A 14,338-nucleotide genomic window follows, 5' to 3' on the forward strand; every position below is an offset into this window, starting at 1 on the left:
AAAATTTACAGCGCGGCGCCAGCGGAGAGGTTCAGCTGAATATCGTGGTCGAGGTTATTGACCCAGCGGTTATAATTTTTGTGGATTTTACCGTCTGCTGCTTTCAGGTTAAGGCTGTTTTCATAGTTGATTGAATAGCTTGTCGCCGTGTACGGAATACTCACCTGTACCGAGTGATCGCGTGACTGCAGACGCCCCTTAATCATTCCCGGGCTAGTTTCCGTCATGATCCAGTCACGTTTTTGGCCAGCTTTCAAAATTGCCGTTTTTACCTGATCGGCTGTATGGCCCGCGCTTACGATAGAGTGAACCTGAGCGATTGGGGCGGTACGCGCGCAGCCTGCCAGTGCACCAACGAATACGGCAGCAGCACACCATTTAACGATCTTTTTCATCAACAACTCCATATCAATAATAACAATTAAAGGTAGTGGTTTTTACAAATAATATTCATCCGGCTTTTGTTAGCGCCAGATCTGTTTTTAATCAATATTAATGTTTGCATTACGTTGACGCGAAGGCGGGCATAATAACATGGAAAATAAATGAGAATTTAATTTTTTTATAATTTGCGTTAAATCATTAATTGCGCTTGAACGTAATGCGCACGACGTAATTAAAAACAGAATGAATACGCCTTAACGCAAATAAAAATACCGCGCCGGATTAGGGGCGCGGTAATTTACGGTGTATTGCTGACGGTTTAAACCTACCTGTACAGTGAGGTTCATTACCCGGGTAATCGGCTTTTCGGCCTCCCCGGCCCGAGCAGGATCGCCAGCTTGCTGCCGCCTTTGGTGGTCTCCATCCAGATTTTACATACGCTGGTCAGAGGGACCGACAGCAGCATGCCAACCGGGCCCAGCAGCCATCCCCAAATCAGCAAGGATAAAAATACCACCAGCGTCGACATGCCCAGACGGTGTCCCATCATTCGGGGCTCAAGAATATTGCCCAGCACCATATGCACGACGAGGAACAGCGCGCCGACCAGCATACATTCGTAGAAGCCGTTAAACAGAAACGCCTGAATCATCGGCGGCACGGCGGAAAGCACTGCGCCAATATTGGGCACGTAGTTGAGCAGAAACGCCAGCACGCCCCACATCAGCGCGAACTGCACGTCCATCAGCATCAGCCCCAGCCAGACAATCACCCCGGTCCATACGCTCAGGAGTGTTTTCAGCGCCAGATATTTGGAGACGCCTTTCAGTGCCCGGTGTAATCCGGCAATGTGAATTTGTGGATTGTTCAATGCAAAGCGCAGCTTATAGGGGACGTGGCGAACTTCGAACAGCATGAACACCACCGTCATGACCAGCAGCAGAATGCTGGCCATCGCGCCGGAAAGCCCCGTCATCAAGGTGGTGGCGTAGGTCATGACTTTCTCTGAATCCATCCGGCGCAGCATCCGTTCGGGTGAGATATGCAGATTAAGGAAGGGTACCATCTCCTGCAGCGCCACAATCTTACGCGTCAGCTCTTTGTTGTACTGCGGCAGCATGGTGGAGAATTCGCTCAGCGATGCCGCCAGCACCCCGAAGAGCGCCGTCAGGGCAATCAGCATCACGATGACGACGATGGTGATGGCTACCGGACGGCTGACGCCCCGGCGTAAAAACCAGGTGACCAGAGGATTAAGCACAATGGCAAAAAAGAGCGCCAGCAGGAGCTGAACAATAATGTCGGCGGCAGCATGGATACCCGCAAGGATAACCACCAGACAGGCGAGTTTTAATAAGATGTGGAGTCCTGCTTTGTCGGACGGGTTAGCGATCATGCGTGTTCCTTAATATGATGACCCGGTAAGTGTAGTGCCCGGGCTCCGCTTCGTCTGGAGCCGTTAATCTGAAAGTCGGTGCTGATTTTCTTATTGCGCCGTGGTAATAGTGAAACACTGTTGTAAAAAATCCAGGTAGAACCCCATGCCCGAACCTGCCGCTGAACCGGCGCTGAGCGGACTGCGCCTCAATCTGCGCATCGTTTCCGTTGTGATTTTCAACTTTGCCAGCTATCTGACCATTGGCCTGCCGCTGGCGGTCCTGCCGGGCTATGTCCATGACGTGATGGGCTTCAGCGCCTTCTGGGCGGGGCTGGTGATTAGCCTGCAATATTTCGCCACGCTCGTCAGCCGCCCGCATGCCGGGCGCTACGCAGACACGTTCGGTCCAAAAAGTATCGTGGTGGTGGGACTGTGCGGCTGTTTCCTCAGTGGCCTGAGCTATCTGCTGGCTGCCTCAACCAGCCACTGGCCGCTGGTCAGCCTGGTGCTGCTCTGCCTGGGGCGCGTCATTCTGGGTATTGGGCAAAGTCTGGCGGGAACCGGCTCAACGCTTTGGGGCGTGGGTGTGGTAGGCGCGCCGCACATTGGCCGGGTGATCTCCTGGAACGGGATTGTCACCTACGGTGCGATGGCGCTCGGTGCGCCGCTCGGCGTGGCCTGCTATGCGCTGGGCGGGCTGCATGGCCTTGCTATTACCATTATGGTGGTCGCGCTTCTGGCGATCCTCTTTGCGCTGCCGCGCCCGAAAGTGAAGGCCAGCAAAGGCAAGCCGCTGCCGTTTCGGGCGGTGCTGGGGCGCGTCTGGCCGTACGGCATGGCCCTGGCGCTGGCGACCACCGGCTTCGGCGTGATCGCGACCTTCATTACTCTGTTCTACGACGCCAAAGGCTGGGACGGCGCGGCCTTTGCGTTAACCCTGTTCAGCTGTGCGTTTGTTGGCGCCCGCCTGCTTTTTCCTAACGGCATCAACCGTCTGGGCGGGCTGAATGTGGCGATAATCTGCTTTGCGATAGAGATTGTCGGGCTGCTGCTGACCGGAATAGCGATGGTGCCCTGGGTCGCGAAAGTGGGCGTGTTCCTCGCGGGGGCAGGCTTTTCACTGGTCTTCCCGGCGCTGGGCGTGGTGGCGGTAAAAGCCGTGCCGCAGCAGAATCAGGGGGCGGCGCTGGCGACCTATACGGTGTTTATGGATATGTCTTTAGGCATTACCGGCCCGCTGGCGGGGCTGGTGATGGCCTGGGCAGGAGTTCCGGTGATCTATCTTGCCGCGGCGGGTCTGGTGGTTATTGCGCTGCTGCTGACGTGGCGGCTAAAAAAATGGCCCCCGGTGCAGGCACCGGAGGCCACGTCATCGTCGTGAAGTATTACTGGATCACGATGGTGTTAATGATGTTTTCAGCAGCCGTCTGCGCTTTCTGCTGATCTTCCGCTGGCAGGGTGATTTGCAGGGTCAGCAGTTTGTTATCGACCTTGCCCAGCACAACCGAAGACCAGGCGGTCTGGCCTTTTGCAGAGATGATGCTGTCCAGCTGCTGCAGCTTATGACCTTTCAGTTCGATGGATTTATTGGTCACGACCTGCAGCTGCGGGTCGCGGCCGCGCTGCTGATCTTCAAGACGTTTGGACAGGACCGCCAGATCTTCGCTGGTGTCGTCGCCCACAATCACAATGACCGCTTTCTGCCCGGTTGCGTCGGAGTAAACGTGCATGTTGTTCGCCTGAGTGCCCAGCTTGCCGCTCTGGTCAGTCATATCGGCTGGCAGAGAGAAGCTGAGTTTGCCATCCATCAGATTCACCGGCTGGCCGGTCGCATTGCTTTCTGCGGATGCGCCCTGAGCAGGCGTTTTCGTGTCGCTGTTATCACAGGCTGCAAGACCCACAACCAGCAGGCCAATCCCGACATATTTAACCAGATTGCGCATTGACTTCTTCCTTTCGATAAACGGCCATAACGGCTCATTCGCTCATCTTATCACAACTGATAAAGCGAACCCTTAACCAGCCTGCAATGCTGTGATTTCAGATTTATCTGCCAGCCTTTTCAGCAGCATATTGAGCAGCACGCCGTACATCGGCAGGAAGAACACAATGCTGATGAGAACCTTAAAGCAGTAGTCCACCAGCGCGATTTCCATCCAGTGTTCAGCCATAAACGCATCCGGGCTACGCCAGAAGGCGATGAAGAAGAAGGCCAGCGTATCGCTCACGTTACCAAACAGCGTGGAGGCGGTGGGCGCCATCCACCAGCGATGATTCTGACGCAGGCGGTTAAACACGTGCACGTCGAGGATCTGCCCCAGCGCGTAGGCCATAAAGCTTGCCGCGGCGATACGGGCAACAAACAGGTTGAAGTGGGTTAACGCCTCAAAGCCCTGCCAGCTTCCCATATAAAACAGAGACGAAACCCCGTACGAGATGAACAGCGCCGGGAGCATGACCGCAAAAATAATGCGGCGAGCCAGCGGTGCGCCAAAGATACGCACGGTCAAATCGGTTGCGAGGAAAATAAACGGAAAACTGAACGCGCCCCAGGTGGTATGGAAACCAAAGATGGAGATCGGGAGCTGCACCAGATAGTTGCTGGAGGTGATCACCAGCAAATGGAAAAGCGAAAGCCAGAACAACGCTTTTACGCGCTGTGATTCAGAAAACTGCGTCATATTGTGACCTTTTTATACGTTGGGGTGAGGGAACCCAATAAAAACCGCAGCATGATACTGCTTTGGCAGGACATTGCAATGGTTGTTTTTTACGCAATCGTTAACCTGATTTGCATTGATCGCAACCGGGCGTAAACTACAGCCGTTTTTACCTGACCGAGAAGATCATGACCGACCTGTTTTCCAGCCCAGACCATACCCTTGATGCCCAGGGCCTTCGCTGCCCGGAACCGGTAATGATGGTACGTAAAACCGTGCGCAATATGCAGACCGGTGAAACGCTGCTGATTATTGCCGACGACCCGGCCACGACCCGCGATATTCCCGGTTTTTGTACCTTTATGGAACATGAGCTGGTGGCACAGCAGACCGAGGCGCTGCCGTACCGGTATTTGATTCGTAAGGGGTAGATGGGTAGTCCTCTGCGGCCTGATGCCCTCACCCCGACCCTCTCCCACGGGGCTGAGGGTTCCCCATAAATAATGCCAGCACGGACGACCCCCTCTCCCTTGAGGGAGAGGGCTGGGGTGAGGGGGAACATACGGCTGTGGTGGTCATTCCGTTCACTTTATGTTCCTTGCTACTCTGTAACGAGATGACCGGTGAACGTGCCAGGGTGGCTCAGTCGCCACCACCCTGGCGACCCGCCCTCTCGGCGCATCCCTGCGCCTCGCCCCGGCCTGCAGGAAACGCCTCAGCGATTTACAGCCGGACCAGGGCGTCGCTGTAAGTTATTAATTTTGCTGATGCAACATTCATCGCTTCAGGTAAAAAAATTACTGGGGATCCCTCAGCCCACGGGGAGAGGGTGCAAACACTAAAAACGGCAATCCTTGATTGCCGTTTTGCGTTTACCTAGCCCTTCATCCACGCCCTGATCCCGTCCAGGAACATCTGCGTTGCCATCATGACCAGAATCAGCCCCATCAGGCGCTCCAGTGCGTTTACCCCTTTCTCGCCCAGCAGGCGCAGGAACAGGGACGACTGAAGCAGGATGATAAACGTCCCGCCCCAGGCAATCAGCAGGGCAATCACCAGATGGCTCATCTGATTCGGATACTGATGCGACAGCAGCATCAGCGTGGCCAGAATGGTCGGGCCCGCGACGAGGGGGATCGCCAGCGGCACAATAAACGGCTCTTCACCCGCAGGCAGGCCGCTGCTGCTGCCTTCTGCGCTCGGGAATATCATCTTAATGGCAATCAGGAACAGAATAATCCCGCCGGAAATCGACACGGTTTCGGCGCGCAGATTCAGGAATGCGAGGATTTTTTCACCGGCAAACAGGAAGATAAACATCACCAGCAGGGCGATGAGCAGCTCGCGGATCATGATCGCCCGGCGGCGCTTCGGCTCGGTGTGCTTCAGCACCGACATGAAGATAGGCAGGTTTCCGAGTGGATCCATAATTAGGATCAATAAAACCGCCGCGGAAATGATTTCACTCATCTTTAAATTATCCCTGATACTTAGTAGTGTTATTTCGATGATTAGCGCTTTTTCTGATTGCCGGGCAATCATCGATTAATTTCGCTTGCGACTTTGGCAGCATTTTGTAATGTGAAGCATATCCCAGTTCAATACTGGCTTGCACAATCAGCACACACCCTCAGCAGGAAAAAAATGCTATGAAAAACGTTGGTTTTATCGGCTGGCGCGGTATGGTCGGCTCTGTACTCATGCAACGCATGGTTGAAGAGCGCGATTTCGACGCTATCCGCCCGGTCTTCTTCTCCACTTCCCAGCTCGGCCAGGCTGCTCCGTCCTTTGGTGGTACCACAGGCACGTTGCAGGATGCTTACGATCTGGAAGCGCTGAAGGCACTCGACATTATTGTGACGTGCCAGGGCGGCGATTATACCAACGAAATCTATCCAAAGCTGCGTGAAAGCGGCTGGCAGGGCTACTGGATTGACGCGGCTTCTTCGCTGCGCATGAAAGATGATGCCATCATCATTCTCGACCCGGTGAACCAGGGCGTGATCACCGACGGCCTGAACAACGGCGTCAAAACCTTTGTTGGCGGCAACTGCACCGTCAGCCTGATGCTGATGTCTCTTGGCGGCCTGTTCGCACAGGATCTGGTGGAGTGGGTTTCCGTGGCGACCTATCAGGCGGCGTCCGGCGGCGGCGCGCGTCACATGCGCGAGCTGCTGACCCAGATGGGCCAGCTGCACCAGAGCGTCGCGACCGAGCTGGCAAACCCGGCATCCGCTATTCTGGATATCGAGCGTAAAGTGACCCAACTGACCCGCAGCGGCGAGCTGCCGGTGGATAACTTTGGCGTACCGCTGGCCGGTGGCCTGATCCCGTGGATCGACAAACAGCTGGATAACGGCCAGACCCGCGAAGAGTGGAAAGGCCAGGCCGAGACCAACAAAATCCTTAACACCGCGAACACCATTCCGGTTGACGGTCTGTGCGTACGTATCGGCGCGCTGCGCTGCCACAGCCAGGCCTTCACCATTAAACTGAAAAAAGATGTGTCTATTCCGACCGTGGAAGAGCTGCTGGCCGCGCACAACCCGTGGGCGAAAGTGGTGCCAAACGATCGCGATATCACCATGCGCGAGCTGACCCCGGCCGCCGTTACCGGCACGCTGACCACGCCGGTTGGCCGTCTGCGCAAGCTGAACATGGGGCCGAAGTATCTCTCCGCGTTCACCGTCGGCGACCAGCTCCTGTGGGGCGCCGCCGAGCCGCTGCGCCGCATGCTGCGCCAGCTCGCGTAATAATTTGTTAACTACCGGGGGTGATTTTCACCCCTTTTTTTTGCGTACTACATGGAGTAACACGCGTATGTCTTATTTTTATCAGGAGTCATCTAGAGCGTTGGCTATGCTTTAAGGAAGAGTCATTTCTTACCTGAGGTTCGAACGGAGCAGAATGGATGCACATTTTTGTGCTGTCCCGTTCAGGTCACATTAAAAGTCGTCCCGGAGCGCTTAAAAAGGACGACATAAAAAACAGGATGAATACCATGTCCGATCGTGTGGATAGAGACGTGATTAATGCGCTTATTGCGGGTCATTTTGCTGACCCCTTTTCTGTGCTTGGGATGCATCGTACTGAGGCCGGTCTGGAAGTTCGGGCGTTATTACCGGATGCCACAGAAGTCTGGGTAATTGAACCCAAAACCGGCCGTAAAGTGGGTAATCTTGAATGCCTCGATTCTCGTGGCTTCTTCTCGGGCGTAATGCCCCGTCGTAAAAACCCTTTTCGCTATCAGCTCGCCGTTCTCTGGCACGGTCAGCAAAACCTGATTGACGATCCCTACAGCTTTGGCCCTCTGCTTAAAGAGATGGACGCCTGGCTGCTCTCCGAAGGAACGCACCTTCGCCCTTATGAAACGCTGGGTGCCCATGCCGATACGATGGACGGCATTACCGGCACGCGGTTCTCCGTGTGGGCGCCCAATGCCCAGCGCGTCTCCGTCGTCGGCCAGTTCAACTACTGGGACGGCCGCCGCCACCCGATGCGCCTGCGCCGGGAAACCGGCATCTGGGAGCTGTTTATCCCCGGGGCGCACCACGGGCAGCTTTATAAATTCGAGATGATTGACGCCCACGGCAAGCTGCGCATTAAAGCCGACCCGTATGCCTTCGAAGCACAGATGCGTCCGGATACCGCGTCGCTGATTTGCGGCCTGCCGGAGAAGGTCGTCCAGACGGAAGAGCGCAAGCAGGCCAACCGCTTTGATGCGCCCATCTCCGTCTATGAGGTACACCTCGGCTCCTGGCGTCGCCACACCGATAACAACTTCTGGCTAAGCTACCGTGAGCTTGCCGACCAGCTGGTGCCGTATGCCAAATGGATGGGCTTTACCCACCTTGAGCTGCTGCCGGTCAACGAGCACCCGTTCGACGGCAGCTGGGGCTATCAGCCCACCGGGCTGTATGCGCCAACGCGCCGCTTCGGCACGCGCGATGACTTCCGCTATTTCATTGATGCCGCGCACGCCGCCGGGCTGAACGTCATCCTCGACTGGGTGCCGGGCCATTTCCCGTCGGATGACTTTGCGCTGGCAGAGTTTGACGGCACGAATCTGTACGAGCACAGCGACCCGCGCGAAGGCTATCACCAGGACTGGAATACTCTGATCTACAACTACGGTCGCCGTGAGGTCGCAAACTACCTGGTCGGGAATGCCCTGTACTGGATCGAGCGGTTTGGTATTGATGCCCTGCGCGTCGATGCGGTGGCGTCGATGATCTACCGCGACTACAGCCGCAAAGAGGGCGAGTGGATCCCGAACGAGTTTGGCGGCCGTGAAAACCTGGAAGCGATTGAATTCCTGCGTAATACCAACCGCATTATCGGCGAGCAGGTGGACGGTGCCGTGACCATGGCGGAAGAGTCCACCGACTTTGCGGGCGTCTCCCGTCCGCCGTCATCAGGCGGCCTGGGATTCTGGTATAAGTGGAACCTGGGCTGGATGCACGACACGCTCGACTACATGAAGCTGGATCCGGTTCACCGCAAGTACCATCACGACAAGCTGACGTTCGGGATGCTCTACAACTACACCGAAAACTTCATGCTGCCGCTGTCGCACGATGAAGTGGTGCACGGCAAAAAATCCATTCTCGACCGCATGCCGGGCGACGCGTGGCAGAAGTTCGCCAACCTGCGCGCCTATTACGGCTGGATGTTTGCCTTCCCGGGCAAGAAACTGCTGTTTATGGGCAATGAGTTCGCCCAGGGGCGCGAGTGGAACCACGACGCCAGCCTCGACTGGCATCTGCTGGAAGGCGGTGACAACTGGCACCATGGGGTGCAGCGCCTGGTACGCGATCTGAACCTGACCTATCGTCACCACAAAGCGCTGCACGAACTCGACTTCGATCCGTACGGCTTTGAGTGGCTGGTGGTGGACGACCACGAGCGCTCGGTGTTTGTCTTTGTGCGTCGTGACAAGGCGGGTAACGAGATCATCGTCGCCAGCAACTTCACGCCGGTGCCGCGCGAACACTACCGCTTCGGCATTAACCAGCCGGGCAAATGGCGCGAGATTCTGAATACCGACTCGATGCATTACCACGGCAGCAACGCTGGTAACGGCGGGCTGGTACAGAGCGACGCCATTGAAAGCCACGGGCGACCCAACTCCCTGAGCCTGACGCTGCCGCCGCTTGGCACCATCTGGCTGATGCGGGAGGGCGAATGACGCAGCTTACGGCAGGTAAACCCGAATCGCTCGGGGCAAGTTTTGACGGAAAGGGGGTCAATTTCACCCTCTTTTCCGCTCACGCTGAGCGAGTAGAACTGTGCGTGTTTGACGGGGAAGGTAACGAGCACCGTTACGATTTACCCGCGCGTACGGGGGATACCTGGCACGGCTACCTGGCCGGAGGACGGCCAGGTATGCACTATGGCTTTCGCGTACACGGTCCGTGGGATCCGGCGCAGGGCCACTGGTTTAACCCGGCAAAGCTGTTGATTGACCCGTGCGCGCACCGCGTGGACGGTGAATTTAAAGACGACCCGCTCTTCAACGTGGGCTACGGCGAGCCCGACCACCGCGACAGCGCGCCCGTTGCGCCAAAAAGCGTGGTGGTGAACGATCTTTATGACTGGGAAGACGATGCCCCGCCGCAGACGCCGTGGGGCAATACCGTTATTTATGAAGCCCACGTCAAAGGGCTGACCTACCTGCATCCGTCGATCCCCAAAGAGATGCGCGGCACCTACAAGGCGCTCGGGCATCCCACCATGATCGCCTACCTGAAACACCTCGGCATCACCGCCCTGGAACTGCTCCCCGTCGCCCATTTTGCCAGCGAGCCGCGCCTGCAGCGGCTGGGGCTGAGCAACTACTGGGGCTATAACCCGCTGGCGATGTTCGCGCTCGAACCGCGCTATGCCGTCCATCAGGAAAAGTCGCGGGACGAGTTCCGCGATGCGGTGAAGGCGCTCCACGCGGCGGGAATTGAGGTCATTCTGGACGTGGTGCTGAACCACAGCGCAGAAAGCGATCTCGACGGCCCGACGCTCTCCATGCGCGGAATTGATAACCGTAGCTATTATTGGATCAGGCAGGATGGCGATTACGAGAACTGGACCGGCTGCGGCAACACGCTCAACCTCAGCCATCCGGCGGTCACGCATTTCGCGTATGAATGCCTGAAATACTGGGTGGAAACGTTCCACGTCGACGGTTTTCGTTTCGATCTGGCGCCCGTCATGGGACGCACGCCGGCGTTCAGCCAGCAGGCACCGCTGTTTGAGGCGATAAAAAACTGCCCGGTGCTCTCGCAGGTGAAGCTCATTGCCGAGCCGTGGGACATCGGTGAAGGCGGTTATCAGGTCGCGAATTTCCCACCGCTGTTTGCCGAGTGGAACGACCACTACCGCGACGTCGTGCGCCGCTTCTGGCTGGAACGGAATCTGTCTCTGGGGGAATTTGCCGGGCGCTTTGCCGCGTCGAGCGATCTCTTTAAGCGCGACGGTAAACGCCCGTCGGCCACCGTCAACCTGTTGACGGCGCACGACGGTTTTACGCTCAGGGACTGCGTTTGTTTCAATCAGAAACACAATGAGGCGAACGGCGAAGAGAATCGCGATGGCACTAACAATAACCATAGCTTCAATCATGGTATAGAAGGGTTAGGCGGAAGTCTGGATGTGATAGAGCGGCGACGCGCCAGCGTTCATGCGCTGCTGACAACGCTTTTACTGTCGCAGGGCACGCCGATGCTGCTGGCAGGCGACGAGCACGGTCACAGCCAGCACGGTAACAACAACGCCTATTGCCAGGACAACACCTTAACCTGGCTCGACTGGGGTGAAGCCAACAGCGGGCTGATTCATTTTACCGCTGCGCTGATCCATCTTCGCCAGCAGATCCCCGCGCTGACCGCCAACAGCTGGTGGGAAGAGGGTGACGGCAACGTTCGCTGGCTGAATAAAGACGCGCAACCGTTAAGCGCGCAAGAGTGGCAACACGGCGTACCACGCCTGCAAATCCTGCTGTCGGATAAATGGCTGGTCACGCTGAACGCGACGGATGACGTCGCAGAGATTGTTTTACCTGACGGGGAGTGGCGAGCCGTTCCCCCCTTTGCCGGAGCGGATAATCCGGTAGTAATGGCTGTCTGGCACGGGCCTGCGCACGGAGTGTGCGTATTCCAAAGATGATAAAAAAGGAGTTAGTCATGGTTAGATTAGAGAAGAACGATCCCTTAATGTTGGCACGCCAGCTACCATTAAAAACGGTTGCCCTGATACTTGCGGGCGGGCGTGGTACCCGTCTGAAAGATTTGACCATCAAGCGCGCCAAACCGGCTGTTCACTTTGGTGGTAAGTTCCGTATCATCGACTTTGCGCTCTCCAACTGCCTGAACTCGGGCATTCGCCGCATCGGCGTCATTACGCAGTATCAGTCGCACACGCTGGTTCAGCATATCCAGCGCGGCTGGTCTTTTTTCAGCGAAGAGATGAATGAGTTTGTCGATCTCCTTCCCGCTCAGCAACGCGTCCACGGCGAGAACTGGTACCGCGGAACGGCGGATGCGGTGACGCAAAACCTCGACATCATTCGCCGCTATAACGCGGAATACATTGTGATCCTCGCCGGGGACCACATCTACAAGCAAGATTACTCCCACATGCTGATCGACCACGTCGAAAAAGGGGCGCGCTGCACCGTGGCGTGTCTGCCTGTGCCCGTTGCTGAAGCGACGGCGTTTGGCGTCATGCACGTGGATGCCGACGACAAGATTATCGACTTCGTTGAAAAACCGGCGAACCCGCCAACCATGCCGGGCGATGACACCAAATCGCTCGCCAGCATGGGGATCTATGTCTTTGACGCAGATTATCTTTATGAGCTGCTGGAAGAAGACGACAAAGACGAAAACTCCAGCCACGACTTCGGTAAAGACATCATTCCGAAAATCACGAAAGCTGGCATGGCGTATGCACATCCTTTCCCGCTGTCCTGCGTGCAGTCCGACCCGAATGCGGAACCCTACTGGCGCGACGTAGGCACGCTGGAAGCGTACTGGAAAGCGAACCTCGATCTGGCGTCGGTCACGCCTGAACTTGATATGTACGACCAGAACTGGCCGATCCGTACCCATATGGAGTCGCTGCCGCCGGCCAAGTTCGTGCAGGACCGCTCCGGCAGCCACGGTATGACGCTGAACTCGCTGGTGTCCGGCGGGTGCATTATCTCCGGTTCGGTCGTGGTGCAGTCGGTGCTGTTCCCGCGCGTGCGGATAAATTCATTCTGTAATATCGATTCGGCAGTCTTATTGCCGGATGTCTGGGTAGGGCGCTCGTGTCGTCTACGTCGTTGCGTGATCGACCGTGCCTGCGTCATCCCTGAAGGGATGGTTATTGGGGAGAATGCGGAAGAAGACGCGCGTCGTTTCTACCGTTCGGAAGAGGGGATCGTGTTAGTCACACGGGAAATGTTGCGGAAGCTGCAGATCAAACAGGAGCGATGATGCAGGTTTTACACGTATGTTCTGAGATGTTCCCGTTATTAAAAACGGGCGGTCTGGCAGATGTGCTTGGCGCATTACCGGCGGCGCAAATCGCCGGAGGCGTGGATACCCGAGTCCTGCTGCCCGCCTTTCCGGATATCCGGCGCGGTATACCCGATGCAAAAGTGGTGACCCGCCGTGAAACGTTTGCCGGACGCATTACCCTGCTGTTTGGACATTACAATGGCGTAGGGATTTACCTGATCGACGCACCGCACTTATACGATCGCCCGGGTAGCCCCTATCACGATACGAACCTGTTCGCCTACACCGACAACGTGCTGCGCTTTGCGCTGCTTGGCTGGGTCGGCGCCGAAATGGCGACGGGGCTGGATCCGTTCTGGCGTCCGGATGTGGTGCACGCGCACGACTGGCACGCCGGGCTTGCCCCGGCGTATCTCGCCGCGCGCGGCCACCCGGCGAAATCGGTCTTTACCGTGCATAACCTGGCGTATCAGGGGATGTACTACGCCCATCATATGAATGACATCGATCTGCCATGGTCGTTCTTTAACATGCACGGTCTGGAGTTTAACGGGCAGATCTCGTTCCTGAAAGCCGGGCTGTACTACGCCGATCACATCACGGCGGTGAGCCCAACCTACGCGCGTGAGATCACCCAGCCGGAGTTTGGCTACGGTATGGAAGGCCTGCTGCAACAGCGCCATCGCGAAGGCCGCCTGTCGGGCATTCTGAACGGCGTTGACGAACAGATCTGGAGCCCGGAAACCGATCTCCTGCTGGCGGCGCGCTACGGCCGTGATTCCGTGGAAGACAAAGCGGAAAACAAACGCCAGCTGCAGATTGCGATGGGCCTGAAGGTTAACGACAAAGTGCCGCTGTTCGCCGTCGTGAGCCGCCTGACCAGCCAGAAAGGGCTGGATCTGGTGCTGGAGGCGCTGCCCGGTTTACTGGAGCAGGGCGGACAGCTGGCGCTGCTCGGCGCGGGCGACCCGGTGCTGCAGGAAGGTTTCCTTGCCGCCGCCGCGGAACACCCGGGGCAGGTGGGCGTGCAGATTGGCTACCACGAAGCGTTCTCGCACCGCATTATGGGCGGCGCGGACGTCATTCTGGTGCCAAGCCGTTTCGAACCCTGCGGCCTGACGCAGCTGTACGGCCTGAAATACGGCACGCTGCCGCTGGTACGCCGCACGGGCGGACTGGCGGATACCGTATCCGACAGCTCTCTGGAAAACCTGGCGGACGGTATCGCCAGCGGGTTTGTCTTTGAGGACAGTAATGCCTGGTCGCTGCTTCGGGCGATTCGGCGTGCTTTCGTCTTGTGGTCCCGTCCATCGCTGTGGCGTTACGTACAACGTCAGGCGATGTCCATGGACTTTAGCTGGCACGTCGCGGCGCAGTCATACCGCGATCTCTATCAACGCTTGATGTAACGAGGCGAAGTT

General features: G+C 57.0%; 12 protein-coding genes. 7 read left to right on the forward strand and 5 right to left on the reverse strand.

The window, feature by feature from the left end; genetic code table 11:
• Nucleotides 1-5 precede the first annotated feature (5 nt).
• Together RVY89_RS21160 and RVY89_RS21165 are read right to left on the reverse strand one after the other, a co-directional pair.
• Nucleotides 6-395 carry a lipoprotein gene (locus RVY89_RS21160; protein WP_484826381.1) on the reverse strand — a complete coding sequence of 130 codons (390 nt, stop codon included), beginning with the start codon at nucleotides 393-395 and terminating at the stop codon, nucleotides 6-8.
• A 335-nt stretch (nucleotides 396-730) separates the two neighbouring features.
• On the reverse strand, nucleotides 731-1,780 hold the full coding sequence (locus RVY89_RS21165) for an AI-2E family transporter (protein WP_045909021.1): 1,050 nt from the start codon (nucleotides 1,778-1,780) through the stop codon (nucleotides 731-733).
• A gap of 145 nt (nucleotides 1,781-1,925) precedes the next feature.
• Between RVY89_RS21165 and RVY89_RS21170 the strand changes: the two genes are divergently transcribed.
• A complete protein-coding gene (locus RVY89_RS21170) occupies nucleotides 1,926-3,143 on the forward strand; it encodes an MFS transporter (protein ID WP_484826382.1) in 1,218 nt (405 codons plus the stop codon).
• A 4-nt stretch (nucleotides 3,144-3,147) separates the two neighbouring features.
• Here RVY89_RS21170 and RVY89_RS21175 read toward each other — a convergent pair whose 3' ends face one another.
• Both RVY89_RS21175 and RVY89_RS21180 read right to left on the reverse strand, forming a co-directional pair.
• Nucleotides 3,148-3,705 (reverse strand): DcrB family lipoprotein, encoded by a 558-nt coding sequence (locus tag RVY89_RS21175; protein WP_028014694.1) that lies wholly within the window; start codon nucleotides 3,703-3,705, stop codon nucleotides 3,148-3,150.
• Nucleotides 3,706-3,777: 72 nt separating this feature from the next.
• Nucleotides 3,778-4,443, reverse strand: coding sequence for a 7-cyano-7-deazaguanine/7-aminomethyl-7-deazaguanine transporter (locus RVY89_RS21180; RefSeq protein ID WP_008503072.1), 666 nt, complete (start codon nucleotides 4,441-4,443; stop codon nucleotides 3,778-3,780).
• A gap of 167 nt (nucleotides 4,444-4,610) precedes the next feature.
• Between RVY89_RS21180 and tusA the strand changes: the two genes are divergently transcribed.
• A complete protein-coding gene (tusA, locus tag RVY89_RS21185; RefSeq protein WP_008503071.1) occupies nucleotides 4,611-4,853 on the forward strand; it encodes a sulfurtransferase TusA in 243 nt (80 codons plus the stop codon).
• 445 nt (nucleotides 4,854-5,298) lie between these two features.
• Here the strand turns inward: tusA and yhgN are convergent, their stop codons facing one another.
• Complete coding sequence (gene yhgN, locus RVY89_RS21190) at nucleotides 5,299-5,892, reverse strand: NAAT family transporter YhgN (RefSeq protein WP_003861574.1); 594 nt, start codon at nucleotides 5,890-5,892, stop codon at nucleotides 5,299-5,301.
• A 179-nt stretch (nucleotides 5,893-6,071) separates the two neighbouring features.
• Here yhgN and asd point away from each other — a divergent pair, with 179 nt between their 5' ends.
• From asd to glgA, 5 genes are all read left to right on the forward strand, one after another.
• Nucleotides 6,072-7,175 (forward strand): aspartate-semialdehyde dehydrogenase, encoded by a 1,104-nt coding sequence (gene asd, locus RVY89_RS21195; RefSeq protein WP_484826383.1) that lies wholly within the window; start codon nucleotides 6,072-6,074, stop codon nucleotides 7,173-7,175.
• A 248-nt stretch (nucleotides 7,176-7,423) separates the two neighbouring features.
• Nucleotides 7,424-9,610 (forward strand): 1,4-alpha-glucan branching enzyme, encoded by a 2,187-nt coding sequence (glgB, locus tag RVY89_RS21200; RefSeq protein WP_484826384.1) that lies wholly within the window; start codon nucleotides 7,424-7,426, stop codon nucleotides 9,608-9,610.
• Nucleotides 9,607-11,580, forward strand: coding sequence for a glycogen debranching protein GlgX (gene glgX, locus RVY89_RS21205; protein WP_484826385.1), 1,974 nt, complete (start codon nucleotides 9,607-9,609; stop codon nucleotides 11,578-11,580). Before glgB ends, glgX begins: the two co-directional genes overlap by 4 nt.
• A 17-nt stretch (nucleotides 11,581-11,597) precedes the next feature.
• Nucleotides 11,598-12,893, forward strand: coding sequence for a glucose-1-phosphate adenylyltransferase (gene glgC / locus RVY89_RS21210; protein WP_008503066.1), 1,296 nt, complete (start codon nucleotides 11,598-11,600; stop codon nucleotides 12,891-12,893).
• Nucleotides 12,893-14,326: a glycogen synthase GlgA gene (glgA, locus tag RVY89_RS21215; RefSeq protein WP_335245871.1), complete on the forward strand. Its 1,434-nt coding sequence runs from the start codon at nucleotides 12,893-12,895 to the stop codon at nucleotides 14,324-14,326. Before glgC ends, glgA begins: the two co-directional genes overlap by 1 nt.
• Nucleotides 14,327-14,338: the final 12 nt, after the last annotated feature.

The sequence above is a fragment of the Enterobacter sp. 3U4 genome (assembly GCF_057224565.1).

Coding starts and splice junctions, on each gene's coding strand:
- RVY89_RS21180 (WP_008503072.1), bottom strand. CDS start 4,443: ATGACGCAGTTTTCTGAATCACAGCGCGTAAAAGCGTTGTTCTGGCTT.
- RVY89_RS21170 (WP_484826382.1), top strand. CDS start 1,926: ATGCCCGAACCTGCCGCTGAACCGGCGCTGAGCGGACTGCGCCTCAAT.
- asd (WP_484826383.1), top strand. CDS start 6,072: ATGAAAAACGTTGGTTTTATCGGCTGGCGCGGTATGGTCGGCTCTGTA.
- tusA (WP_008503071.1), top strand. CDS start 4,611: ATGACCGACCTGTTTTCCAGCCCAGACCATACCCTTGATGCCCAGGGC.
- RVY89_RS21165 (WP_045909021.1), bottom strand. CDS start 1,780: ATGATCGCTAACCCGTCCGACAAAGCAGGACTCCACATCTTATTAAAA.
- RVY89_RS21175 (WP_028014694.1), bottom strand. CDS start 3,705: ATGCGCAATCTGGTTAAATATGTCGGGATTGGCCTGCTGGTTGTGGGT.
- yhgN (WP_003861574.1), bottom strand. CDS start 5,892: ATGAGTGAAATCATTTCCGCGGCGGTTTTATTGATCCTAATTATGGAT.
- RVY89_RS21160 (WP_484826381.1), bottom strand. CDS start 395: ATGAAAAAGATCGTTAAATGGTGTGCTGCTGCCGTATTCGTTGGTGCA.
- glgC (WP_008503066.1), top strand. CDS start 11,598: ATGGTTAGATTAGAGAAGAACGATCCCTTAATGTTGGCACGCCAGCTA.
- glgA (WP_335245871.1), top strand. CDS start 12,893: ATGCAGGTTTTACACGTATGTTCTGAGATGTTCCCGTTATTAAAAACG.
- glgB (WP_484826384.1), top strand. CDS start 7,424: ATGTCCGATCGTGTGGATAGAGACGTGATTAATGCGCTTATTGCGGGT.
- glgX (WP_484826385.1), top strand. CDS start 9,607: ATGACGCAGCTTACGGCAGGTAAACCCGAATCGCTCGGGGCAAGTTTT.